This window comes from Bacillus sp. 1A, from assembly GCF_052682215.1.
On sequence record NZ_JBQYLZ010000001.1, the window covers coordinates 708,312 to 734,455 of the forward strand.

Annotated in this window: 19 protein-coding genes and 5 pseudogenes; 15 read left to right on the forward strand and 9 right to left on the reverse strand. The window is 31.0% G+C overall.

The window, feature by feature from the left end; all coding sequences use genetic code 11:
* Window positions 1-2: 2 nt before the first annotated feature.
* Window positions 3-1,025 (forward strand): PLP-dependent cysteine synthase family protein, encoded by a 1,023-nt coding sequence (locus tag ACUN0F_RS03655; protein ID WP_426967021.1) that lies wholly within the window; start codon window positions 3-5, stop codon window positions 1,023-1,025.
* A 131-nt stretch (window positions 1,026-1,156) separates the two neighbouring features.
* Window positions 1,157-1,825 (forward strand): orotate phosphoribosyltransferase, encoded by a 669-nt coding sequence (pyrE, locus tag ACUN0F_RS03660; RefSeq protein WP_131934578.1) that lies wholly within the window; start codon window positions 1,157-1,159, stop codon window positions 1,823-1,825.
* Between the two features lie 563 nt (window positions 1,826-2,388).
* Here pyrE and ACUN0F_RS03665 read toward each other — a convergent pair.
* Window positions 2,389-2,601, reverse strand: coding sequence for a hypothetical protein (locus ACUN0F_RS03665; RefSeq protein ID WP_131934579.1), 213 nt, complete (start codon window positions 2,599-2,601; stop codon window positions 2,389-2,391).
* A 285-nt stretch (window positions 2,602-2,886) separates the two neighbouring features.
* On the opposite strand from ACUN0F_RS03665, the pseudogene ACUN0F_RS03670 reads away from it, so the two are divergent.
* Window positions 2,887-3,246, forward strand: a pseudogene (locus tag ACUN0F_RS03670) (hypothetical protein); the annotation flags it as partial.
* 186 nt (window positions 3,247-3,432) lie between these two features.
* Here the strand turns inward: ACUN0F_RS03670 and ACUN0F_RS03675 are convergent.
* Both ACUN0F_RS03675 and ACUN0F_RS03680 read right to left on the reverse strand, forming a co-directional pair.
* Window positions 3,433-3,591, reverse strand: coding sequence for a Phr family secreted Rap phosphatase inhibitor (locus tag ACUN0F_RS03675; protein ID WP_048524871.1), 159 nt, complete (start codon window positions 3,589-3,591; stop codon window positions 3,433-3,435).
* Window positions 3,591-4,691, reverse strand: coding sequence for a response regulator aspartate phosphatase (locus ACUN0F_RS03680; protein ID WP_193673078.1), 1,101 nt, complete (start codon window positions 4,689-4,691; stop codon window positions 3,591-3,593). The genes ACUN0F_RS03675 and ACUN0F_RS03680 overlap by 1 nt, the downstream gene beginning before the upstream one ends.
* Before the next feature lie 505 nt (window positions 4,692-5,196).
* Here ACUN0F_RS03680 and ACUN0F_RS03685 point away from each other — a divergent pair.
* The 3 genes and pseudogenes from ACUN0F_RS03685 to ACUN0F_RS03695 all read left to right on the forward strand — a co-directional run.
* Window positions 5,197-5,397, forward strand: coding sequence for a helix-turn-helix transcriptional regulator (locus ACUN0F_RS03685; protein ID WP_131934584.1), 201 nt, complete (start codon window positions 5,197-5,199; stop codon window positions 5,395-5,397).
* A 5-nt stretch (window positions 5,398-5,402) separates the two neighbouring features.
* Entirely contained in the window at window positions 5,403-5,696 is a 294-nt protein-coding gene (locus ACUN0F_RS03690) for a hypothetical protein (RefSeq protein WP_131934585.1), read from the forward strand.
* Window positions 5,697-6,030: 334 nt separating this feature from the next.
* Window positions 6,031-6,152, forward strand: a pseudogene (locus tag ACUN0F_RS03695) (sensor histidine kinase); the annotation flags it as partial.
* Between the two features lie 153 nt (window positions 6,153-6,305).
* On the opposite strand, the pseudogene ACUN0F_RS03700 reads toward ACUN0F_RS03695, so the two are convergent.
* Window positions 6,306-6,558: pseudogene (locus ACUN0F_RS03700) on the reverse strand (SunI/YnzG family protein).
* A 258-nt stretch (window positions 6,559-6,816) separates the two neighbouring features.
* Here ACUN0F_RS03700 and ACUN0F_RS03705 point away from each other — a divergent pair.
* On the forward strand, window positions 6,817-7,548 hold the full coding sequence (locus ACUN0F_RS03705) for a M15 family metallopeptidase (RefSeq protein WP_131934587.1): 732 nt from the start codon (window positions 6,817-6,819) through the stop codon (window positions 7,546-7,548).
* 248 nt (window positions 7,549-7,796) lie between these two features.
* Here ACUN0F_RS03705 and ACUN0F_RS03710 read toward each other — a convergent pair whose 3' ends face one another.
* The gene (locus ACUN0F_RS03710; protein WP_193673079.1) at window positions 7,797-8,201 is read right to left on the reverse strand and encodes a DUF3221 domain-containing protein; all 405 of its coding nucleotides are present in this window, start codon (window positions 8,199-8,201) and stop codon (window positions 7,797-7,799) included.
* Between the two features lie 637 nt (window positions 8,202-8,838).
* The gene (locus ACUN0F_RS03715) at window positions 8,839-9,054 is read right to left on the reverse strand and encodes a hypothetical protein (protein ID WP_087985454.1); all 216 of its coding nucleotides are present in this window, start codon (window positions 9,052-9,054) and stop codon (window positions 8,839-8,841) included.
* Between the two features lie 1,269 nt (window positions 9,055-10,323).
* Here ACUN0F_RS03715 and hlyII point away from each other — a divergent pair.
* Window positions 10,324-11,562 carry a hemolysin II HlyII gene (hlyII, locus tag ACUN0F_RS03720; RefSeq protein ID WP_131934589.1) on the forward strand — a complete coding sequence of 413 codons (1,239 nt, stop codon included), beginning with the start codon at window positions 10,324-10,326 and terminating at the stop codon, window positions 11,560-11,562.
* A 662-nt stretch (window positions 11,563-12,224) separates the two neighbouring features.
* Window positions 12,225-12,830 (forward strand): hemolysin II regulator HlyIIR, encoded by a 606-nt coding sequence (hlyIIR, locus tag ACUN0F_RS03725; protein ID WP_131934590.1) that lies wholly within the window; start codon window positions 12,225-12,227, stop codon window positions 12,828-12,830.
* A 1,057-nt stretch (window positions 12,831-13,887) separates the two neighbouring features.
* Here the strand turns inward: hlyIIR and ACUN0F_RS03730 are convergent.
* The 3 genes and pseudogenes from ACUN0F_RS03730 to ACUN0F_RS03740 all read right to left on the reverse strand — a co-directional run bounded on the left by ACUN0F_RS03730 (window position 13,888) and on the right by ACUN0F_RS03740 (window position 16,922).
* Window positions 13,888-14,631, reverse strand: a complete 744-nt coding sequence (locus ACUN0F_RS03730) for a CPBP family intramembrane glutamic endopeptidase (RefSeq protein WP_149214369.1) — start codon at window positions 14,629-14,631, stop codon at window positions 13,888-13,890.
* Window positions 14,632-14,701: 70 nt separating this feature from the next.
* Window positions 14,702-14,914 (reverse strand): annotated as a pseudogene (locus ACUN0F_RS03735) (tyrosine recombinase XerS); the annotation flags it as partial.
* Window positions 14,915-15,275: 361 nt separating this feature from the next.
* Entirely contained in the window at window positions 15,276-16,922 is a 1,647-nt protein-coding gene (locus ACUN0F_RS03740; protein WP_445539131.1) for an S-layer homology domain-containing protein, read from the reverse strand.
* Window positions 16,923-18,091: 1,169 nt separating this feature from the next.
* On the opposite strand from ACUN0F_RS03740, the gene ACUN0F_RS03745 reads away from it, so the two are divergent.
* The 6 genes and pseudogenes from ACUN0F_RS03745 (at window position 18,092) to ACUN0F_RS03770 (ending at window position 26,125) form a co-directional block, all read left to right on the forward strand.
* Complete coding sequence (locus ACUN0F_RS03745) at window positions 18,092-18,994, forward strand: hypothetical protein (RefSeq protein ID WP_193673081.1); 903 nt, start codon at window positions 18,092-18,094, stop codon at window positions 18,992-18,994.
* 700 nt (window positions 18,995-19,694) lie between these two features.
* Window positions 19,695-22,415, forward strand: coding sequence for an EAL domain-containing protein (locus ACUN0F_RS03750; RefSeq protein ID WP_445540795.1), 2,721 nt, complete (start codon window positions 19,695-19,697; stop codon window positions 22,413-22,415).
* 714 nt (window positions 22,416-23,129) lie between these two features.
* Window positions 23,130-23,405, forward strand: coding sequence for a TIGR04197 family type VII secretion effector (locus ACUN0F_RS03755; protein WP_445539132.1), 276 nt, complete (start codon window positions 23,130-23,132; stop codon window positions 23,403-23,405).
* Window positions 23,406-23,498: 93 nt separating this feature from the next.
* Window positions 23,499-23,811 (forward strand): annotated as a pseudogene (locus ACUN0F_RS03760) (DUF3958 family protein).
* On the forward strand, window positions 23,808-25,658 hold the full coding sequence (locus ACUN0F_RS03765; protein WP_445539133.1) for a T7SS effector LXG polymorphic toxin: 1,851 nt from the start codon (window positions 23,808-23,810) through the stop codon (window positions 25,656-25,658). The pseudogene ACUN0F_RS03760 and the gene ACUN0F_RS03765 overlap by 4 nt, the downstream one beginning before the upstream one ends.
* Window positions 25,659-25,675: 17 nt before the next feature.
* On the forward strand, window positions 25,676-26,125 hold the full coding sequence (locus tag ACUN0F_RS03770; protein ID WP_445539134.1) for a hypothetical protein: 450 nt from the start codon (window positions 25,676-25,678) through the stop codon (window positions 26,123-26,125).
* Window positions 26,126-26,144: the final 19 nt, after the last annotated feature.

The window sequence follows — 26,144 nt, forward strand, 5'->3', positions numbered from 1 at the left end:
GTATGATATATGATAATATTACAGAATGTATTGGAAATACACCCGTAGTAGATTTCAAAAGTAATTTAGTACCTTATGGTAAAAAATTATATTTAAAACTGGATTATTTTAATCCGAATTTCAGCGTGAAAGATAGAACAGCCCTTGGATTAGTAAAAGCTGCTATAAAAAATGAGAAAATTCAAAAAGGTGACATTTTAATAGAATCAACTTCAGGTAATTTGGGTAAATCTCTAGCAATGTTAGGAGCTGTGTATGGATTTCAGGTAATTATTGTGGTGGATCCAAAGATTAGTTCTAACTTATTAAAATGGTATAACGCATACGGTGCTCGAGTTGAGATGGTAAAAAATCCAGATGAAAATGGTGGCTTCCAAAAAGCGAGAATTCAACGTGTAAAAGAGCTCATATCACAATATCCTAATGCATATTGGACAAACCAATATGATAATCCCGATAACCCTAATTTTCATGCTGAAACTACTGGTAAAGAAATTGTCGATTTACCTATTGATTCTGTTGTAGGGGCAGTAAGTACAGGTGGACATTTGTGCGGAATTGGAAAATTTATCAAACGATTTAACCCTGAGATAAATGTAATTGCTTGTGATGTTAAAGGTTCTGCTGTATTCCAAAATCAATTTAATCCGTACTTAATTAATGGGGTAGGGCTGAGCTGGAGAGGACAAAATACGAATTTAGAAGTTATAGATCAAGTTTGTATAGCAAGTGATCAAGAAGCAATTTCAACTTGTCGCATATTAGCTAAAGAGTATGGAATTATGATGGGAGGTTCTGGCGGATTATCAGTCATTTCAGCGTTGGCATGGCTACAAAATAGTAATGCAAAGGCAGTTGTGGCGATTATTCCAGACACAGGAGTAAACTATTTGGATCAAATTTATGATGATATCTGGTTAGAGCAAAGAGGAATAATATTATTAGACAAAGAGCAGCTTCAACAAAGGATAAATGCGAAGCAGTTTATGACATCAGACAACTTAGAAAATAAAACTTTGGTTTAAAAAGTATAGCCTTTAAATCCATGGTTTGTATTAAATATACTAGTTTTTATTATAAGTTTAAAAAAACAGGAAATAACTACCTACGCACATAAATATATGTAATTTCTATTAATAAGGGGGCAAATAGTGAAATGAATGCCAATAAGGCGCAATTTATAAAGTTCATTTTCGAGGAAAATATTCTTAAGTTTGGTGATTTTGAATTAAAATCAGGACGTCATAGTCCGTATTTCTTTAATTTTGGATCATTTGATGACTCAGTTAAATTATCTAGATTAGGAGAATCCTATGCTTCTAATATTATAGAAAATGACATTAAGTTTGATGTCATTTTTGGACCTGCGTATAAAGGGATTCCAATTTCTCTATCTGCATCGATGGCTTTGTTTTATAAACATGGCTTACGAGTTAATTATGCATTTAATCGTAAAGAAGCAAAAAACCATGGTGAAGGCGGAAATATTATTGGAACATCTCTAAAAGGAAAGAAAATACTTGCAGTAGATGATGTTATTACTTCAGGCAGAACAATTAAAGAAACAAAAGAAATTATTGAGAAGGAAGGTGGAGAATTATCTGCATTTCTGGTTGCTCTTGATAGAGAAGAAAAAGCATTAGATTCTCAACTTTCAGCCTTAGAAGAGGCATCAAAAACGTATGGTGTAGAAATATATGCAGTAGCTAAAATCTCTGATGTAATGAATTATATGGAAAAAGAGTACGGGAAAACCTATATCCACCTATCTGCAATCCAAGAATATTTAAAATTATATGGATCAGAAAGCTTAGGGGTTTATTAAAATATAATATCTATTAAAAGGTAGGCAAACAGAGAATACCGTTTTTGACTACAGGTAAATGTAAAAATGATATATTTCATGATGCCCAGGTTAATAATCACTATTCAATTTCGTAATACAAATGGTTATTAATCAGTGGGACGTACTTGTTTTGTTTCATGCAATAAAATATAACTAAGATAGTTTAGGGTTTATGGAAGCATTTGTAGTAATGAATTCCAAATGCTTTCATTCCGTGTCTTCAGCTTTTATTATAAGAAGAAGCGTGGTTAATGCTATCGATTTGATTTAAAATAGACCGTCTATAATAGGCGGTCTTTTGTTTGCTATTTTTTAACTGAACTCATATTTCATTTAGTTTAAGTGTTGAGAGTAAAAGAATAGGAATAGAAGAATCAATGTTTTACCAAATACTCTATAAAAATAAAAAGAGCAGTTAGAACGAAAAAACTGCTCATTCGCAGAGAAATTGAAGACTTGGTTTTACAGTGTTTAAAAAGGTTTACCAATTTTGTTGGTGAAAAAATTCAGTTTGCTGGTTACTGTGTATTTTTCTTTGTAATTCATTTCTTGTTTGTTGTTCTATCTACATCTGAACTGGGTAAGTTTGTGCCATATAGATCTTGGTTAATGTCTTTTTTGTTAACATTATTGTTTGGATTATGTTCCACTAGAGATGATGTTTCTAGGATTTGTTCTTGTTCCTTACTAGGAGTATTCAGAGCATCCGATGGTACGTGATTGATCTGGTGGCTTAATAGATTTTCTTTATCCATATTATATATACAGCTCCTTTTTGGAATTAAATAAAAACCAATGTAATTATGAATAGTCACTTAGATATTTTGTGCCTCTGAATGGAATTATATACAAAACATATATTGAAAGTTAACTTATTGAAAAATTATTAATGATGAATAAAGATGTACAAAATTTAAGTTCAAAAGTGTAGTTCTTCTATAAAAGTACTTTTTGCAGTTGAAGTTTTCCGAATAATAAGTTACATTTTTAAAGTTCAAGCAACTTTATGACAGTACAAAAAGGGGAGAAATATTGTTATTATGCAAAAAATGAAATGGAAGAACTATGTATGTTATTTTGTTATTCTTATACTTCTCGGAACAGCAGTAACAGTCAAACCATCTATCTCAAAAGCTGAGGAATCTGATGTTAATATTACACTGTTAGGTACTGCCGATATTCATGGTAGATTTATGCCATGGGATTATGCGTTTGATGGTGCAAATACGAGTGGAAGTTTAACGCAGCTTTATACGGTTATAAAGAAGGTGCGTCAGGAAAATCCCAATACCATATTAGTAGATGCTGGGGATACAATTCAAGGAAACTCAGTAGAGTTATTCTATGATCAGCCACAATCGCCAATGATGGTAGCGATGAATGCAATGGGATATGATGCTCTTTTTTATGTATAGAAAATCTTGTCTACTTTTAGTCTATCACCCTACGCACAAATATAGTAACGTGAATAGTCCGAAACAAATCTGTTTCGGACTGGGGGTTCAATATTTTATCCACTGTATTCAACTTTTTTTGTGTTTGTAGTATGAATTTTCTGATTTTTTAAGTGGGAAAACTGGATTACGTTAATTAATAGATACTCCACCAGAGACACTCAGTTTTGTTGGTGCTGGCGTATCTCCACCATTAAATGAAGAGTGTTGTGATACATTTAAACTAATCATGCTACATGCTAATGTACTTACTATTATCGTACTGAATAACAATTTTTTTATTTTTTTCATTACTTTAACGCTCCTTTTCTTAAATGTTTCTTATCAGCATTATTGCTAATATAGAAATACTTACTCGCTTTAACATGATTATTTGCTTCGTAAAATTGCAGTGCTAAAATCTCTGCATATTCTTTTACACAATCCCACATTTCCTCTTTTTCAAAATAAGAAATGGCATCAGTAACTACTTTTTCTAGTTTAATTCTAGGCATTTCTGTGATTAGTTCATTTAAAACTGCGAAACGGTGTTTATATTCCTCATTTCCTGATTCATTTGTATATTTCATTCCTTGCTCGATATATGCTCTTGCTGTTTCAACGCCTTCTAACTTATAATATGCTCTTGCTAAGACAAATAATGCTTTAAAATGGTTCGGTATGGTATTTATAATTTCAGAACTCTGTCTAATCGCCAATGGATATAAATCTTGAATATTATATAACCAGCCTAAATTGGATCGTACTCGTAATAATAATTGTTCTTCATCATACTTCTTAAAAACATCAATAACCATATTGAGACATTCTTCCGCTCTTTCAAATTCTCTTAGATCTATACAAGCCAGTCCATATACATTGTCGCATAAAGCAATATTAATTTTATAGCCTACATGATTCAAATATATTTCTTTGGCTTTTACTGCATGTTGAATCGCTTCAAATGGTTGATAAGATTGATAACAGTATGTTGAAAATCTATACTCAAACTCAGCTTTTTCTATTTCGTCAGGTATATCTTTTAAAAGTCCTTCCGCCTTTTCATAGTATGTTTTTGCCTCAGTATAATTTGCTATAATTGTAGAGTGGATTGCCTTAAAGAAATAATAATAGTAAGCTAAAAATGAAAATTCATCTTTAATATGAGGTAGTTTTTCTATTTGATTAAAAGAATCTTTTGTAATACTCATTCCATCTACCAAAACTTTATATCTAAAATTCAGTAAAGAATAATAGAATGATACATATTGGTCTGTTTCTATTCCTTTTAAACTTTCTTTTACTTTTAGATATGTTTGTTTTGCTTCTACTACATGATATAAACGAATTTCTGCATACCATTCATGTAATAATTCCATCAATTGTTTATTACTTTTTTCTTGAACAGTCATAATATCCCCCATTTCTCTGTAAAGGCTTATTCTGATAATAACAGGAATTCGATAAATTAAATTTAATCATGATTTTTTTCATTAATATACAGAATATTCTGATTTTATCTATTGTCCGTGTTTTAAATTTGAAAAGGTATAGGTAAGATAGGATAAGTTTCGTTAATGGATTTTTTTATTTTTTAACCATTTTCTATTGAATACTTCTTATAAGGGGGAGAGTAGGTTTATACTTCCGCCAAGTAAGTATCATAATGAAAGTGTACAGAAGTATCAAATGAAAATTCTATTTAATCAGATACGATTTAATACTTTCTTAGTTTTGATTAGGGAAATTTAAATACTTTAAAGGTTTTAATTTTTATTAAGGGGGGATAACTTGGAGGATTATAATACAAAATCTTTATATTTTAATTTTTTTAAGTATTGAAGAGTTGAAGAGTTTGTAAAAAATACTTTACGAATTGTAAGAAATAAATTACAATTTCCCTGAGAGGTGTTCCTATTGTTACATAATAAAATTGTAGTATGTCGAGCAGAAAAAGGTTGGACTCAAGAAGAATTGGCAAAAAGGGTTGGTGTTAGTCGACAAACTATCGCTACTCTTGAAAAGAATAAATATAACCCTTCTCTAATTCTTGCCTTTAAAATCGCAAATGTATTTGAAAAGCCAATAACTGACGTGTTCGATTATCAGGAGGAGTGAGTCATATGTTGTGGTTAAAAATTTTATTTTTAGTTGTAATATTCATCAGTCAGATGTATGTAATACAATTTCAATCCAGTGATGAAGCAAAAGACGAAAGAGGAAAAGAAATTCAATATAAAACAAATAATGTGTTGTACAACATCTTATATTTAGGTATCATTGCCATTATTGTTTTTCAATCAATAGATATAGTTTCTTCAGAATTTCTACCTGATCTATTGTTATATTTTGTGCTTTCATTAAGTGTACTAGGCAGTCTTTTTATATTTATCAATAAAAACAGGAGAAATTACTAATATAGTGTATTTGATTATGATGAAGGTAGAATGATAACGATGTACAAACTGTATTTGAATGGAGATTTATAGGGCAGAGGTAGAGTAAGGGTACATTGAGAATTGAAAAGTATCAATGCTGTGTGAAAGGAATTCAAACTGTTGAAAATATAAAAAACCTATAGTACAGTGATGGTGTATGCTAGATTATAATGAACAAGAAGTCGGGTGGTTCTGATTCTTGTTGATAGGGCGTAAGGTCATAAAAAGACTTGGTTTGGTCGCCAAGTCTTTTTTTATGCTGTATTCAGGAATAAAAACCTTGTCTATCTCAAATAATTTTCCAAGCTTCAGCACGGGCTTTGTTCTTTCAATTGTAAAAAACATATTTGACTTACATGGTGCGAAGTACGGTGTAACTAATACAGAGAATGGGGTATTGTTCTACTTTACTTAGAAAAATGGGATGTAAAGTAGTAAGGTTTGATAGAAATGATAAAGATCTTACTGAAGTGTTAAAGGGGATTTACATTCATATAGAGTATTTAAAAAAGGTGTAAAGTCAATTCTATGGCTTCCCACCTTTTTAATTAACTTGGCCTTTGTTTCAGCCCGTTAATATGTTCATTTTTAAGCGTTTATTGCATTTAAAATGGAAACTTTATTTGTTGTAAATAAGACATAATTTTGTTTGATCGTTTTTATTAATATACGGTCAGTTGCTCCATATGCTGTTCCAATACGGATTGCACTAGTATCTTCAATACCCGCATAGGTAGCATCTTCGGTTACCTCTATCACATCACTTAATGGAATCGTAATCTTCGCCAATTGCCATGAAATAATTAACTCTTCTTTTGTTTTTTACATTAATACCTAGCATCATACCAAGACCTTTCTATAATAGAATGCTACACTTCTAATCTTATTATACAAATTTTTAGATTAATTTTCCATATGTAAGAATAGAATTGGTTTCTACGTGTTAGCATCTTTAGTGTGTCAAACGAATAGGAGGATATGCTGTCTTTCTGTTAAGTAATATGTTAAGAACAAAAGTTCACTTCGAATTAATATGAATTTGATATGGTTGTAGTATTATGAACGAGAAACATTAAGAGTGGCAGGAAGGAAATGAATAATGAGAATTAAATTAGTAGGGATTTTTACTTGTATGATTGTGATACTAGGTATCTTTATCTTTTACACCAATCAATCTATTGGTAAAGAACCAAAAAAGACAAACTATGAAACTCGTGAAAACTCCATAAATAAAGAACAAAATGGTACTTCAAATAACATAGCAAGTTCTTTTGCTAGTATACAGGCTATAGTTAATAAGGAATATGGATTACCCGAAGACTATAAACCGGAAGATTTAGTTGTACCTAATGTACCATTCTCATTCAGTGGAACGCTAGAAAAGAGTTACCTTCGTAAAGAGGCAGCAGAAGCACTAGAAAGGTTATTTGATTTAGCAAAGAAAGAAGGAATCCAGTTGAATGCTGTTTCAGGGTTTCGCTCCTATGATTATCAAAAAAACCTGTATGCAAACAATGTGAAAAGAAAAGGACAAGAGCACACAGATCGCTTCTCGGCAAAGCCTGGACATAGTGAACATCAAACAGGATTAACGATGGATGTTTCTTCTAAAAGTGCAAATAATGAACTAGAGCTAACCTTTGCGAATACGAAAGAAGGAAAATGGCTGAAAGAAAATGCGCATCGTGCAGGTTTTATCATCCGTTATCCAAAAGGCAAAGAGAGCATTACTGGATATGCATATGAACCGTGGCATATTCGCTATGTAGGGGATATTGCTGAAAGTATATATAAGAAAAAGCTGACTTTAGAAGAATATATGAATCTGTGAAAATAGAATTGAAGAATTAAATTGGCTAGCGATAATAGTAAGATTGTAAAAGATAGGGAGTATGAAATAAGGTATTTCTTAATGCTTTTAAAGGGTATGTCACGGAATTGTAAACGATACTACTATTGAAAGAGAGCGATTCATATCTTTACAGTAATGTGAGATGTAGGATTTTACGTATTCGGTTTTTTACTAAATAACAGGGCATCATTCTAATTAGAATGATGCCCTGTTATTTTTAGCATAATCTATTGAATTACTTTTTCAATTTTAGGCATTACAGCAATTGGTGGTAAAGATTTGGTCCATGCAGCAGCATAAACATTTAACTGTTCACCTATAGTGTAATTTTCACCATCTGAAACAGGAACCCTTAAAATCTTATTTTGAGAAACTAACTCCCACCAATCATTTTGATAAGTAAGTGCTTCATCTTTTGTAGAAGTAGCAGCAACCACTAAATAATTGTTATCTACTGAAATGACATATCCAGTAAACGGCTCTTGTTCTTGTTTTTGAATAGAATGAATAGGTGTAGTGCTTACAGACGCCTGATTAGAATCTGCAAATGCCGGTGTTAATCCGAAAGTTAATCCACATCCTAAAGTTAAAGCTGTTACTGTTGTTACTAATTTTTGTTTTTTTGTAAACATAATATATATCCCCCTTATATTTTATCCCTACACTAGCCATTTTCTAGTTCTATACATATAAAACCTTTTAATATTAAGATGTTTAACCATTCTGTCACAAATAATCCATAAATGTTAAAATTATCTATTAATGGAAGTGTATTTATGTTATAATTCACTAGGTGAACTATTATTATTACATTCATCCCCTGATGAATGTATACCCTTCCTTAATTGTAAATATGTTCAATTTTATTGGTGAAGAGGGAAGAAATCCCTCTTCTTTTTTCGTCTTTTGTAAAATTATATTGTGTTTGTGTATTAACAAAAATATTTTTGGTTACTTTCGTCGTGAAACTGAAAGGCTCTCACTTCAAGTTTTGCTAGGTGGCGAGTAGTTCACATAGACAAAACGATTCTAATTGAGTAGATAGGGTCTATGAAAATTTGAATCGTTTCTGTAATCCATTGTAAGCCGAAAAAACGAAGTTTGATTGTCAAACTTCGTTGTTGTTAATATAGGACATAGGATATGAATGGTTTCGATTCCTTTAAAGGTGTGTGAAGTATAGCGGGAACCTTGTCTGTTGTAATCACCGTTGATTTTTCTCACTTTTTTCTAGATTGTAACTAGGGTTAGGAAAGTTTGCAAATAAAATCAGTTATCATACTTTATACCTCTTAAATACAATTTATACTTATGTTCAAATAAATTAATTGATTGAAACTTTGTTTTTGCCGATATGTAAATATCGATAGTAATGCCCTTGACTTCCCAACGTTTCCAAGCATTCCGTGAACAGATTGCTACTGTCTCACCTAAGTATTTTAAGTGATAAACTGGTCTTCCGTTTATTTTCCTCTCTTGGAACATGATACATATTCCCCCTAATTTGTATTAGGCAACATAAAACGTTACCTGGGTGTTTTTGTCTAGATCCCTAAAAGGGAAGGGTTACTTTTATTTATTAAAAAGTTATACACTATGTCGAAAAGTATGATTTATGGCATAACTATAAATCTGGATGTTTTCATTTTAAAAATACAACTTTTCACTATTTGAAATATATGAATTGAAATGTTTATATTTTAGTATATGGGGTTTCACCTATCTGGCTGATAATGTTTCTATTTGAATCTATATTCTTTTTACATACTTATCACACACCTTTTTAAGAGTATTTTAGTTTCTTTGTACCAGAACAAATGTAAGTGGCATTATATATTACAGATAGGGAATATATAATTAAATAAAGGCTATTATTTCAAAAAGAATCCACAGTCACACACTTAGAGATAGAGGCTATTTATATATTTACCAACATTGTGTAACTAGTATAGGAACTTATATATATGAGTGTCAACGAAATGAATCTTACATTTTTGTAAGGTAACTATGTTAATAATATAGTGAGTAATTATTACATAAGATGAATAATTACTCGCTTGTAATAAATCTAAGAGTTGATAAGAATGTTTTATATTCTATGAAACGAAAGGGCTCCTTGAATTAAATAAAAGAGGAATATGTAGTGTTATTTACAAATTATTTATAATAAAATCAGGTGCTATTAGTGATTCATAAGATATAAAGTTTATTTTGATAAAACTTGTATGTATGGGTGAATATAATAGATATTAAAATTGGGTATATATTACATATTTGGAGAGAATGTTATATGTCTTGGATGAGTAATGAAATGCGTTATTTATAATCAAATCAAATCTACAAAGCTGTTTGTACTAAATTCATTTTTTTAATAACCAAAATAGAGATTTATAAAATTTTTAGAATAAATAATAAATTGCGGCTAAATTGGTTTTGAATAAGAACGTATTACAGGATTAGTTTTTTTATACGAATAGTTACACAAGAAGAAATGAGGAGTAAAGAATACCCATAATTTTTTGTCCTTTTTTAAACAACAAATTTAAATTCATATTTAAATTTGTTGTTTAAATCGTTATCTTGTGTTTTAATAATATTGATAATAGATATCAATAAGAGAGATAAAAATTAGCGAAACAGGTGCTGCTAGTTAATGTTATAAAGATTTATAAATTTCTACATTGTATTGTTATGAATCTATCTCTAGTATTGAAATTTAAAAATAATATGTTTATAGAAGGAGTGGCTGTTTGTATGAAAAAAACAAAAGGAATAGCTAAATATGTTGCGGTAGCTTCCGTTATTATGTCTGGAACATTTGGTTTACAAACAACATCTGCATTGGCAGATTCTAAGGGAACTGTAGAAAATCTTCAAAATGGTGGGAAGGTCTATAATAGTTTTAAAACTACTTATGACATGAAGCAGAATATCAAAAATTCAATAAAGGTTTCCTTTATTGAGGATCCGTACGCAGATAAAAAGATTGCAATTGTTACTACGGATGGTAGTAACATAGATGCTAAATATACAATTAATGGCGGATACTATAATGGCGGATTAAAATGGCCATCGGCATATCATACGGAAGCAGAAATAACAAGTGATGATAGTGCTCAATTTCATAAAGCTGCCCCAGTTAATACAATGACTTCAGCAAAGGTTAGTTCTGAAGTAGGGTATACACTTGGTGGAAGTGTTAAAGTTGGGGTAAATGATAAAGGACCAAATGCTGAAGCGAGTATTACAGGTAGTTTTGCTTGGAAAGAAAGTGTATCTTACGATCAAGCAGATTATAAAACAGTATTAGAGACTCAGACAGATAAAAAATTAAATTGGAAAGTAGGATTCCAATCATTTAATTACCCAGAGTGGGGAATTTATAATCGTGATTCATTCAATACTTTCTATGGTAATCAACTATTCATGAAATCACGTAGTTATAATGAAGGAACGAATAATTTTGTTTCAAAAGATACAGTACCAGCTTTAACAGGATATGGTTTTTCTCCAAACGTAGTAGCGGTTATTACTGCTGATAAAACAGAATCTACATCAGATTTAAAAATAACAAATCGTAGAATTTCAGATCAGTACAATATTGAATGGGTAAGTTCAAAATGGTGGGGAACAAACAACAAGGATACATATAATGAGTTCTTTACAAACCACTATAAATTAGACTGGAACAAACATCAAGTTACTCTTGATAATCAAAAAGCCCTTGAGGAACAAATGAATGGTATCAATAGTGTAAATGAAAAACTTAACAAAGGAAAAGGGAAATTATCTTTTTCAATGAATGGAAATCAACTTACAGCTACATCTAGCAATGCTGGTTATGGTATCAGTTACGCAGATAAAAATTGGGGTATCTTTGTAAATGGTGAAAAAGTCTATACGTTTAATGAAAAAACAACTGTAGGTAATATCTCAAATGATATTAACAAGTTAAACATCAAAGGACCTTATATTGAGGTTAAACAAATCTAATCAATAAATGAGATACAAATGATGGATGATGGATGATTATTTCATCAAGACATGATTAATGTAGAATTTTTTAAACACGTATTATGCAATGAAGGGATCAGATCTTATTCGTAAAATAGATAAGATTTGATCCTTATTATTTTTTCATTCGCACACGAGATTAAGCTGAAAATAGACATTTGTCACCCAATTTTTCACTAATTTAGATAAGAGAATGAAGTAATTGGGAGCTATTCATTTTATCATTTAGCCAAGAAGACTCCTTACTCAAGGAACGTGAAGGGCCACAGCCCGGTGAGTAGGTGGAAGATGAATTGGCTTCGAACAAGGAAGAGCAGGAAGCCATCTTACTTGTTCGACATACATAAAATGTTGCTGGACAATTTGTCAGTATCATTTCACTATCTATCTAATATATGTCTGTTTGCTTGTCGTATGGATTCTAAATGGATACTTTTTTGATGAAGTAGGAGAAGAATATGTTCAGAAGATGTTGTGTTTTTAAAATATTGGTTGTGTAATGAATTGCTCAAAGTGATTAAGAATTCATCGATTGTTAAATTACTATTTTAACATATAATTAAAATTAATTAAAAAGATAATCAATTCAAAGTCCTTATTGAACTTTTGAAATGAGCTATATACTAGTTGAGGTGTGGGGAATGGGAAAATCACGAGAGCGGACGATGGAAAATATTTTAAAGGCTGCTAAGAAGAAATTTGGAGAACGTGGCTATGAAGGTACGAGCATACAGGAAATTGCAAAAGAAGCGAAAGTGAATGTTGCTATGGCTTCTTACTATTTTAATGGAAAAGAAAACCTATATTATGAGGTATTTAAGAAATATGGTCTTGTTAATGAGTTACCCAATTTTCTTGAGAAGAATCAGTTAAATCCTATTAATGCCCTAAGAGAATATTTAACAGTCTTTACTACACATATAAAAGAGAATCCTGAAATTGGAACATTGGCATATGAGGAGATTATTAAGGAAAGTTCCAGATTAGAAAAGATTAAACCTTTTTTTATAGGTAGTTTTGAACAGTTAAAAGAAATATTACAGGAGGGTGAAAAACAAGAGGTTTTTCATTTCTTCTCTATAAATCATACGATACATTGGATCACTTCTATTGTTTTATTTCCAAAGTTTAAAAAGCTCATTGATTCTTTAGGGACGGATGAAACAAATGATAATAATCATGAATGGATGCCAGAAGACTTAGTGAATAGGGTTATTTTCGCATTAACCAATAAACCTAGCATTTGACAATCCAAAATCTAAAGGGACCAGCTGTGAGATTCTTGTTACCCAAAAATGAGGAAGACGGAAGAAAAAGGGGTAGTTAATGTTAGACAGGTAGTAATGTATGGGGAGTATACTAGGTTTTGTAATCTTAATAAAAAAATGTTTTAAAAGTGTTCCGAGGTTATTGAGGAGTGCTTTTTGGATGAAGTTAATACAGTTGATTTTTTAATATTAGAGGGAATTAAAAAGAGAAGACTTTAGGCAGAGCTCTTAAATACGCCTATTAACGTTAGCGTAAATAGCAATAAAATAACCTTTGGAACAAGGGAGTTAGCTCGGCTGTCTTAGGACGAGTTAGCTATTAAAAGTAATGAATAACCGAGAAGCCCCCAGTTAGGACGTTAAGTGGCCGGTAGTTCACATACAGCTAGAACAAAGGGGAGAGAAAGTATATTTGAGTTTTCATGGTCTTTTTTGAAGTATAAACTAGTATTGGATTGTTCTAGAAAGTATGGCTATGAATATTATGTAAATCATCTTAGATGGTTAAGCTACGGGATAGACCCAACATCAAAACAGGTGTATCGATTAAAGAAGTTATTAAAACTACCAATATTACTTAGGCAAATTACTCAGAAAATAGTCGATTCAATGGTAGAGGTATACCTAACAAGTGGGTACAGCTGGGATGAGAATGAATTAATTGAGAAAGGAAGGCCTATGTTACGTAACGCCTTTATCATTTTCCGATATAATATACCTTTCTCAAAAAATGTGAAGGTGTGAAACTCCAATTTTAGGTGGAGATGAAAGTGGAGTGTAATCTATGCTAATAAATAAAGTATATAAAATATAAGAAATCTTAATTGCGAAAACAGTTAATGGTATTCAATTTGTGTTCAATTGCTTCCTTATTATATAGTACAATTGTAAAAGGAATAGGGGAAGGACTCACCTATCGTTGGGCTACGCCCTTCACACGCTTGAAGAAGGAGAATTCTTTCGGGAAATACGTTAAAAGAAGCCTTAAAAGAGAAATACTCTTTTAAGGCTTTTATGCTTGTTCATTATTCCGCTGTTATGCCTTTAGGCCAAGTAGTCGTAAGATTACTATGATTAATAGCGCCCCTATTGTAAGGACCGCATTATTGACAGTGTGGATTAATAGCACGTGCCAAATGTTTTTAGTCCATAGATATATTATATTTAGAAATAGACCTGCAAACATGAAGGGGATTGTACCTATTACGCTCCCGAAATTATAATAGTGAATTAACCCGAAAAGAATTGAATTCAAAATGATAATACATGCTTTTTTAAAAAAACTACCCTGAAATATTTTACCGAGAAGTGTATAACGAAAAACAGTATCTTCAATTAATCCTGTAACAATAGGACCTAAAGCGATATAAATTAAGAGCATGAACATTTCAGGACTTGCAGTTAAAGGGTCAATTAAAGATGGTACATCTGTTTTTAAGTTGGTGCTAACTGTTGGAATAAGTGAGCGAACCAAACTAACTATAATTTGTAAAAGAACACCACCAACAATTACTAATAGAACGGAACGTTTCCATGCCAGTTTAAATTTACTCCAATGTCTACGAAGCATCGGAGCATAAACAACCAAAAGGAAAATAAACATAATAATGCGTAAACTGGTATCAATAATTACTGACAATTGATTTTTTACTGAGAAATATTGAGTAATAAAGCCTACAAATAATATTAATGGGATTAAAAGTAAAACGATATAATCTTTCTTTGTCCACACATTCTCTGAAAAATCTTCAGCAGCGACTAATTTAGTGAATTTATTCATTGGAATTTACAACTCCTAAAAATATTATAAAAATCTTAATATGTTCCATTTCTAGTTAAAGTATATTACGTTAGCTATTACTATCTTCTAATTGACGCTGTTCCAAGCGTTCAATAGCTTCACGGTGTTTTGGATCATCAATCTTTTTATTCAAACATGTTATTTCCATTAAGTGATGTCCTGGTTGGCTCACTAATAGAACAAAATCTTTGTTTTTACTATAGTGATTAGCTGCATAAGTGTGATGCAACTTTTAAGGGCTTTTTTTCTCGTTAAACGCTCTAAGTAGTATACTTAAATATATTATTATGTTTAGATTTATAAATTTTACCTCAGATAATTTATGCGCTTTTCCCTATTCATAAAATTTGATATTTCTTAAAAACAGTTGAATTCCACACGTTCACTTTATCTAGAAGTGAGAGTGGGGGAGTTCAAAGAAAGAAGGGCAAATTAAGCTCTGTCTCTTGATAAAAACTTATGGAAATAAAAATAAGATAGTTACTGTTGGACAGATAGTAAATCACGATTAATATACTAGGTCTTACGAGCACGATAGAAAAACATAACTTCATAAAAAGAACTCCTATGTTATTTAGGAGTTCTATTCGGATGAAGTCAACAAATTTATAGAATGTTGAACATTAGTTTGTTTTTTCAACAATAGGAGAAATAGCCTTCGCAGGAACACCAGCAAGTAAAATAGGGCTAAACTCAAAAGATGCAGCATAAACGTTCACCGTATCACCGATTACAATATCTTGTAATACTTCTGTTGAAGTTTCAACTTCATAAGTTATGTTGTTACTTGAAACTAAGATTGAATTATCAGATTTTCCTGTAACATTTCCTGTAATTTTTTTGTATTGATTCTCTAAAATATTTTGTTCATATCCTTTTTGAATAATCGCGTTTCTTGCCTCGAAAGGTAAGTCCATTAGAAGGATAGGGGCCATTTCAAATGCTTGAGCATAAACATTTACTGTATCACCTATCTGAATGTTTGGTAATACTTTTGGATTAACATGGGCAAGAATGGTTTGATTTTCACTTGAAATTTCTAAGCTATCTTCGGATTTTTTTGTCACTGTACCAGAACGTTTTTTTAGTTGTGCTAAGAGTTTTTGTTCTTTATCTTTACTCATTACATGGTTTTCTTGTTGTTTGTTAGATTCTTCATTTACTTTAGAAATAGAATTTACATCAGTGTAAAATATAGTTTGTCCATAGATTGTTTGATGTTTCCATTGATCTTTGTTAACAACTTTAACTTTGTCACCGTTTTTAAAGTTAGAGTTACTACCATTCGGGAAGTCTATAGTAACTTCTTGACTATTTCCATTAGCATCTTTATATGTAACAGTCACATAATAAGGATCTGCATCATTTATTACCCCAACTACATGGTTTTCTTGTTGTTTGTTAGATTCTTCATTTACTTTAGAAATAGAATTTACATCAGTGTAAAATATAGTTTGTCCATAGATTGTTTGATGTTTCCATTGATCTTTGTTAACAACTTTAACTTTGTCACCGTTTTTAAAGTTAGAGTTACTACCATTCGGGAAGTCTATAGTAACTTCTTGACTATTTCCATTAGCATCTTTATATGTAACAGTCACATAATAAGGGTCTGCATCATTTATTACTCCAACTACAGTATTTTCTACTTGTTTTGTTTGGTGGTGGATTTGATCAGATTTTGCAAGAAATTGTGCAGCCTCTGCACGAGTAATCGGTCTATTAGGAGACCAGCTATTTCCATCTTCAGTTCCCTTAGAAATTTCCGTTTGTATTAAAATGTTTGCATGTTTTTCACCCCAATGTCCTTTTATATCATCAAATTTACTTTGCACATGACTATTTGTAATATCTTGTAACTTATATGCATTTACTAACATTGCTGCCATAGCAGCACGTGTAACTTTTCCTGAGGGATTGAATATCCCATTTCCTTCACCTTTAATGATTCCTGCCTTTTCAGCAGCAGCAATATAAGGGGTTGCCCAATGATTTTGAGAATCTGTAAAGGATGGTTTTGCATCGAAGTCAACTTGTATACCTAGAGCTTTTGTCATAATTGTTGCAGCAGCAGCTCGATCTAATGAATCACTTGAACCAAAAGTGCCATCTGGGTACCCACTTAATACTTTTTTATCAACTAAATAATTAACGGATTTGTCAGCCCATGCAGGGACATCTGGGAATTTGTGAGTATTTGCAAATGCACTAGATGAGTAGGAAAGTAGACTTCCAGCAAGAATTCCTGTAGCAATTAATTTGTATTTCAAAATGTAACACTCCTAAAAATTATTACAGCTTGGTAAATCTATCATTTATAGTTAAACTCATAAGTAATATGACCTAGTTTAATAGATTGGGTTGGTTTCATCACTATATTACATATAAGTAATATATGGTTGATTCAAAATATTATTTCGAAAAGAATTCACAGACATACACTTGTAGTAAGGGACTATTTGATATATTCACCAAGCATGTGTAACTAGTATAGTTACTCGTATGTACGAGTGTCAATTGAAAAAGAATTACATTTTTGTAAGATAACCATGTTAATAATAAAGTAAGTAATTATTATATAAGATGAATAATTACTCATTATAATAATTATAAGGAGGAATAAATTTGTTTTTAATCCTATGTAATGAGAGGGCTGTCTAGATTAAATAAAAGAGGGATATTTAGCATTATTTACTAGTAATTTATTGTGGTTTTTATCTTCGCTGGAATTCTATTTTTATTCGTATTATTTGGTCATCATACTGCGGGGTTTTTAAATTTAAACAGTCAGGGTGGCCTCTTTCCAAATGGTCAACAGGTTTGATTATACCTATGTTGGTCGTTATCAAGTAATCATTGAAATAATTGAGTAGATTAAATAATTTAGATTTGTATGTGGGGTATTTTGGCACATCCCCTGAAAAAGGCGAATAAGAAATACTCTCCTAAAATGTCTAATGAAATACTTCGAATATACTATTTACTGTATTTTAGATAGTAATTTTGATCGCGCTAATTCTTGAATAAATGCATCCATGTCAACAAACTCTTGTTGTTTATTAAACTTAAATCGCCCATAAAGATTAATAAGTTGCCACGCAAACGGAAAAGTTTGTATTAATATATTTCTAAATATCGGCTGTTTTTTCTTTAAGTTAGCAAATTAGTAAAAATTTAGGTTTTATAATAAATGATACGATTTGCTAATAAATTGTACAATCACCCCAGATAGGTGGATTATCTTCATTTTTAATCAATAATAAACATAAAAAATTTACTTCGTGAAAAATTTCCTTTCTATATTATTAACCTTATTACCTTACAAAAGTGTAAGGATATTTTTATTGACGTTCTTTAAAAGGTGTAACTATAATGATTACATTCTAATTGATAATTAAAATCATTTAGTGAATAGATATGATTGGAGATGTTTTAGCATATGAAGAAAGTCATTTTAGCTGGTGCATTAGGAATTGCAGCATTTACAGGAAGCAATATACCTGGATTAGATTCAATAACAGCAAGTGCAGCTGTACAAGAGTTCAACACTACAGTTGAGGGGAAAGTAATAGAAGTACAGTCAAAGTATTTTATCATTGAAAGTAAAGAATTAAATGAAAGTGTAACTATTTATACTGATTTTCAAGCAAATGCAAAACCAGGTGAATATGTAAAAGTAAATAGTAATGGTCCATTACTTCAAAACGCATTTACTACAAGTTTAACGGCTAATTCTGTTGAGCATTTTGAATTAGCTCCTGGAAACTACGAACAATATACAGTAGGGCATGTAAGTGAAGTTTCTTCTAATGAGTTGTTAGTTGCATATATAGATAATAACGGAAATCCAGAGGATCTTCGTGTACCTCTAAAAAACACTCATAACTTTAAGGTTAATGACTTAGTGAAAGTAGAAAGTGATTTTTGGGCGAGATCCATACCACCTATAGCTGTAAATGCAAAAGTAGAAAAAGTTAAAACGCAAATTAATGATTATAGTACTAGTACTGAGTCTTTAGAAAAAGAAGGTACAACATTGAAACCAGGAATGTATGAAAAAGAAGATGGTCAACCTAATTTTGTAATCGGAGAAATTACAAAAATAGACAAAGATTATACCGATTATGTAGCTGTCATGTACCCTTCTAAAAATGGGAAAAATGATGTTGTTTATGTGGATTTAACACAAGGTCAACAATTTAATATAGGTGATATGGTTCGAGTAGATTTTCATGATGGATCTAATTTCCATGGAATGGATAAAACAACGTATGACCATATCCAGAAAATTAACGATAAAATTAAAAAGAATACAAATAAAGAGCAATGGGTTTGGTCTTGATTTTAATAAAATAAAATTATCCATCTATAATGTATATACCAATTCAAAAAGTCTTGTAATATGTTACAAGGCTTTTTTGAATTAGTTACTTTAAAACATTATCTTCTGTTTCATTTTTATTAGCTGCTTGCAAAAATGTCATATTTCTGTCGTGGACACTCATTCATATAAGTAACTATAATAGCTCCATCAATTGGGTATATGTTACATTTATATAATTTCTCAGAGATACATGTTTATATAATGATGGTCCTGTTTATATTCTTTTGACTGGAAAGTCTATACATACACTTAATTTCGTGAAATTTTTTTATAGAGATATAAAAACTTTTTTTGTTGATAATATTTAATGCATCTAATCAGTATAAGCCTTTCTGTAATCTATTAATTTTGGAATCATGATGTTAGCATTGTCCAATCCATTTGAAAGCATGCTAGAGTACTAGACATATTTGTGGCTTTTTATGAGAAAAAGGATGCAGAGAAATATGGTGATTTATCATTTTCCGACAGAAGATTCCTTTCGTTTCATACGGTTAGAAACATTTTTATAATTCCTGTTCTATAATTGTTGAATATTAACAGGTGTAATTTGAGGTTGCTTTATTTTGAAAGAAATCTTTTGAAATGGTTATAATAGAAATAATAATTAGAAACAAATTTAATAAAAAATGATGAAAGACTTAAGAAGGTGAATATATTGCGTAAACATTCACATGTGCAATTTTATGTATTGATATTGGCTCTAATAGCTTATTTAAGCTTTTGCTTTATATTTTTATTTGTTTTTCCGAATCAGTATTTTGTATCAGATTTTAATATACGACTCTCATCTTTAGTTGTTGAAACTATTGTACTTATTTCATTACTCTATTCTATAGTATCCAGAAAAGTTAAGTTAGGAGTGTTTTGGGCTTGTATTACTATTGCTATAGGGTGTTTCTTGATCGGAAATTTTATATCCGCTTTTCAAGTACTTAATGTAGAATTACCAATACAAAATTTTAATATTTCTGATGTGTTTTTGTTGTTTTTCTTATTCTTCTTTCTCTTTGCATTCTTTTATAAAATCATGATGGAATGTAATAAATGGGAAAAAGCGTATTTAATTTGTGATTTATGTATTGTTGTTACTGCCATTTTTACCTTAGAGTGGTACCTATTTAATAAACCTTCTGCAAATATCTTATTCTTATCAATTGGAGATGTTTTTCTTTCATTTATTTTCCCAATTATAGATTTATTGCTTCTATTACTAGGAGTTAGCCTTATCTTTCGACCAGCAATTTTTAATGCGAAAAGTAAATTATTTATTTTTATCTTAGTATTAACGGGATTGTCTATTACGGACTATTTATATTTCTATTTACAAGATGATTTATCACATCGTTCACTTATATTATTAAGGTGTTTGTATAGAGTTTTTCTATTATTTATTGCCATTGCTGCTACTATTCCAAGGAGTACATCTTCTAGAAGAGATTACTTTATTATTAATCCGACATTTGGAAAGAAACTTCTTGTCATATTTCCTTATCTTTCAGTTGCAATTTTAATTGGTTTTACTTTCAAAGAGCAAACTTCTTCCTCTACACTGATTACGGGAAATTGTATTGCCTTTGTATTTGTACTGATTCGTCATACAATTGTACGAATGCAAAACAAAGATTTAACCGAAACATTAAAAGTGTTTAATAATCAATTAGAGCAAAAAGTATCTAAAAGAACAGCAGATTTAATAAAAAAATCTAATGATTTGGTGAAAAATCAAGAGAGGTTTAAGTCTTTATATGAGTACCATCCAGATCCTATATTAACAATTGATTCAAATGGTACCGTATTAAATATAAACCAGTCTGGAAGTATGTTATTAGGAAAAGACAGTGCAGCATTAATAGGAAAAGAGTGCTTTTCTATTTTTTTAGATGAAGATAAACCTGAATTGGAAGCAGCTCTAAAGATGGGGAAACGATGTAGTTCGTCTTCGTTACAGTTACGTGTGAAAAATAATAATGAGAAGGATATACATTTTTGGTACGTTACTATTGTTCCTATCATGATAGAAGGACAAACTTTTGGGAGTTATATAATGGTAAAAGACATAACGAGGATGAAGCAACAACAGGATGAGATAAACTATCTAGCATTTCATGATACAGTGACGGGGATTGGAAATCGAATATTCTTCCAACAAGAATTAGACAGATCTATTGAGCGTGTACAAAAAACACAGGATAAGTTTGGACTTCTGTATATAGATTTAAATCGCTTTAAGACCATTAATGATACACTGGGGCATGCAATTGGTGACAGTGTTTTAAAAGAAGTTGCCAAACGTTTTAGGACATGTCTGTCACCAGCTATTCCTTTAGCAAGAATAGGGGGAGATGAGTTTGCAATCATTGTCCATAACAAAACAGAGCAACAGCTATTAGATTTGTGCGAAATATTATTTCGTATAACTGAAGAACCATTTGTAATAAATCAACACAGCTTTTATTTATCCCTTAGTATAGGAATAGCGTTGTATCCATTTGGAGGAACAAATGCCACAACACTTTTACAACATGCTGATATTGCTATGTATAGCGCAAAGGAAGAAGGTAGCAATGCTGTTTGTATATACGACGAGACATTATCTCTAAAAATAACAAGACGATTACAATTAGAGCAAGATTTACCGAATGCAGTTGAAAATAATGAGTTGTTTTTATTGTACCAACCACAAGTTGATAGTAAGGCAGGAAAGGTTATTGGTGCAGAGGCATTAATACGTTGGCAACATCCAGAGCTGGGGCTAATTTCACCTTTTGAGTTTATACCTATCGCGGAAGAAACATCACAGATTATTACAATTGGGAAATGGACGCTACAGCAAGCGTGTTTACAACTGAAAGAATGGCATTCTGCAGGTTATACAAATCTAAAAATGGGGATAAATTTATCAGCTATAGAGTTTGAACAGAAAGATTTTGTTCAAGCCATTATATCTACCATTGAAGAAATTGGAGTACCAGCTAATTTGATCGATTTGGAATTAACGGAGCGGATTGCCATGGTAGATGAAAAAGAAACTTTATCGAAGTTAAAAGCATTAAAATCATATGGTGTACATTTATCAATTGATGATTTTGGTACAGGATATTCTTCATTGGCCTATCTACCTTTGTATCCAATTGATACTTTGAAAATTCCAAGGGAATTTGTGAATAGGATTGAAACTTCAAATGATGGGGATGAAATTATACAAACTATTATTTCGCTAGCCCATACTTTAAATATGAAAGTAATAGCAGAAGGGGTAGAAACGAAGGAGCAATTAATAGTGTTACAAAGTAATTCATGCTATTTAATTCAGGGCTATTTTTACAGTAAACCTGTAAATGAAGAAGATTTTTTCAAATTTTTAATCACGATGTAGAATGAATAAGTGAGAACAACATAGATGTGAAGGAAAGTGAAAAGAAGGTCTATCAATAAGATTTAAAATAATAAGAAAAACATTATATCTACTCGTATTGTGCTTTATAAATGTACTGTGAAGAAAAAACAAAAAGCTATCCTTTATTATAATTCAACTGTGAAGTGACCCCGAAAGGATAGCTTTTGTTTATGTTTTAATTAAATTAACTAATTAAATATAAATGATTTTCCAAAATTAACTTCAAATGTAGCTGCATAAACTTTATTATTTGTTGATTGTCTTTTAATTGAATCTTTATCAAATATTTATCAAATATTTTATTCAGTATATATATATCCTATCCGCATTTGGTATAAATCTCCGTTAATGATTCTCAATCCCTATCAAATCTCTAAGTGGGAGAAAATGTTTCTGAGTAAACTCAGATACTATTAACAAGCTCTCCAGATTGTGAAGCACCCTCACCGGTCACATGAATTTTATTGTTTAATGAGACTGAATTATTTCTCCATCTTTCTGTATTCAAATCTGTTATTTACGACCATGTACCCGTAGATGGATTATATATTTAGACAGTTTTTACTAGTCCGCCTTCCACGCCTGATTCACTTATAGCTTATACATTGCTTTACTAAAAATATTTGATACATTGAAATATTCTTACATGGTATAATTTTCTATATGATTTTATAAAATGAGTGGGTGTAAATAATGGAGAACTTTCAAAGTAATTTTCAAACGGCTAAACAAATCGCTACATCGATGAAAAATGCTTCGGATACAATCCAAAGTAAGACAAATCTTTCTATAACAAAGGCGAGTCGTACTACACTATCTGTTAATGCTCAAGCAAAAAAAACGAATCAACAAATGCTGGATTTGACTAGACAATTTTGTGGGACCTTTCAACAAGCAGTTGATAATATTCATTCAGCAGCTAAGGGGTTTGAAAGAATGGATAACGAACTACAAAAGACATTTTACTAATGTGATAATCTACAGTAGCGAGAGAAGGAGAGGAAGAAAAAGATGGATCAAAACATTGAAAAGCAAATAAATCAATTAAATTAAGAATTTCGGATAATATTTGAAAAACAGGGTCGCAATCAAGCTGCGATTCAAATCCAGAGACGAGCGGTAATAGGATTTTACGAATTGAGAAATCGAAATAATCGTTTATTTAATAGGACTTTAAAAAACATGGCATGGTGATAGAGAAATTTCTAATTTTTTTATAAATAAGCTTCAAGAATCGAAACATATCGAGCGGAAATCATTACTTGAATTGGAAAATCACAAAGAAATATTGCTTAAAGAAAGATGCAATCTTATTGATTTAGAAACCAACCTTATTTATAGGAAACAGCAATTAAAAAGGGAGGACAAAGCATGAGTTTAAATATGTATTTAGGGGAAGTACAAAATCAGACTCAAAGCATGAATGCTGTATGTACCGCTACGATTCAAGGCATGGAACAAGTCATTCAGTCGATTGATGCTTTTGCAACTGATACGGTTCTGCAAGGAAGAACATATAGTAGTGCAAAAATATTTTTTGTCCAAACCTTTCGTCCTTTAGCACAGGGTATTATTTATTTATGTGAAGAATTAATTCGTCAAAATGATGCTTTTCCAAGAGATTTTCAATCACAAGTTGCTTCCACGGATGTAATCGAACAAGAAGTAAGAGAGCAAATTCAAGAAATCAATCAAATGATTGCAAGTATAGAAGTGATAGATGAAGCTACACCAATGCAGGGTATAGACGCAATTGTAGCTGTTTTAGTTGAGATGAGAAAAAAACTTGAAGAAAAATTAGAGCATTTATATGAATTCAATTATACATCCAGTAATAACTACAGCACGGCCCTTCAATTAGCAGTTAGTATTGCTACTGGTCTTGCCGAAGTTCAAAGTGGGAAAGGATTTAGTCCTGTTAGTGGTACGTTTAGTACACAAGGCTTGAATATGGAATGGACGACTTCTATCCAAGCGATTACAGAAGAAAAAAAACATCATTCTGAAGAAATCAGTATTATAGAAGAATCGTTGTTCGATAAATTTAAAGATATTGTTGAAAATAACGTAGAAGCGATGGATCATTTGTACAAAAAATTTATTCGCCAGATAGAAAACACTCCTATTATCGGGCAATATCATAACTACAAAAAAGGGCAAAATGAAGCGGTGTTAGATGAACTTAAAGGAATAGTAAACACAATTTTACATCCAATAGATAGTGTTGAGGGTGCTGTGTATGCCCTTTCTCACATCGATGAAACATTTGCTGCTGTAGAACAAGCTATTTCTGATTCGTGGAATCAAGATGTTGTAAATGGAGATTGGAATAGCAGAGCTAAATGGTATGGAAATGTAGAGATGCAAGTTAAATTAGCAATTGCTGAATTATTTGTAGGAACAAAAGGTGTAGATAAAGTTTCAACGTTAGGCAAAACCTCAAAACTTAGTGAAAGTGTAAATTTTATACAAGGCACTAAAAACGTAATAACTTTAGATAAGTTTAAGCAAAGTGTTGACATGTTGAATAATATTTTAATGCCAAAAAATCAATTTGCCTATACAGGTGCAAATAATATACGCTCTAAATTTGATACACCTGATTTTCATCGAGTTGAAGAAAAGCTATCAACCCATCAGTTTGCTAAAGGCGAGGGCAGTTCTAGTGGAAATAAGGGTATGGGTAAAACTGGTGTTGGTAAAACGGGTGAGGGAATACCTTTAGAAAAAGTAAAGCCCGATGTACTTAAACAGATACATGCTGATGATAATGGAGCATATGGATATTTACCAAAAGAGGGTACTGCATATAATAAACTAGAATATGACTTTACAAATGTTGAATGGACAAAAGAAATGCAAAATGTAAGAAAAGATTATCTTGAAGCATCTAAACAATTAGAAAGTGATATCGAAAAAATGATATCTGAAGGATTTTCTAAAGAAAAAATAGCTGAACATGTTGTAGAAGCACGTAATCAGCAAAAAAATGCAGCGAGGGAAAATATGACTGCTGAGGAGAGAGCCGGTTTAGAGGAAAGAAATATAAAAAAATATGGTAATCCAATAGGACCGACAGCTGAGAGTATGTTTAATAAGATAAAAGATTCGTACATTGATAAAGGAATTTATGAATCAGATGAACAAGTATGGAAAATTATAATTCAAAAATCAATGCAAAAAGATGATGTAATAAACACACTATTAGGATTAGAGCATTAGGAGGGACAGGATAACTTATGATAATAATGAATAATTACTCTAAGACAGGAACGTATATTATATTAGAACCTAGCGGATATTCAGTAGTTGAAAAAAATAAAGTACAGTTGGTTAGACAAGGCGTCGGAGGATTTAGTGAAGATGGAGAGGTAGTTGGTATTTATGTTAAAGATAACAAACTATTTTTTTTCTATAATGGAAAATCATTTGAAACATCTATAGAAAATCTAATTTGTACAAATAGTTATATTTCAAAATTGAAAAGATGTTTTAGTGTAACAATAGGAGGACAAAATATCTGTAATATAGTTTATGAGCCTTTTATTGATCCAGGAATGATTTATTATGATGCAGACCCTGAAGAATTTGATGTATTGCTATACTTAAGTGAATTATTGAAGAATGAGGATTCTATTAAGAGATTTATGAATGGGATGGAAATGATTAAAAAGCAGAATAAAGGTTAGTATTTTAGGGAAAGAAATA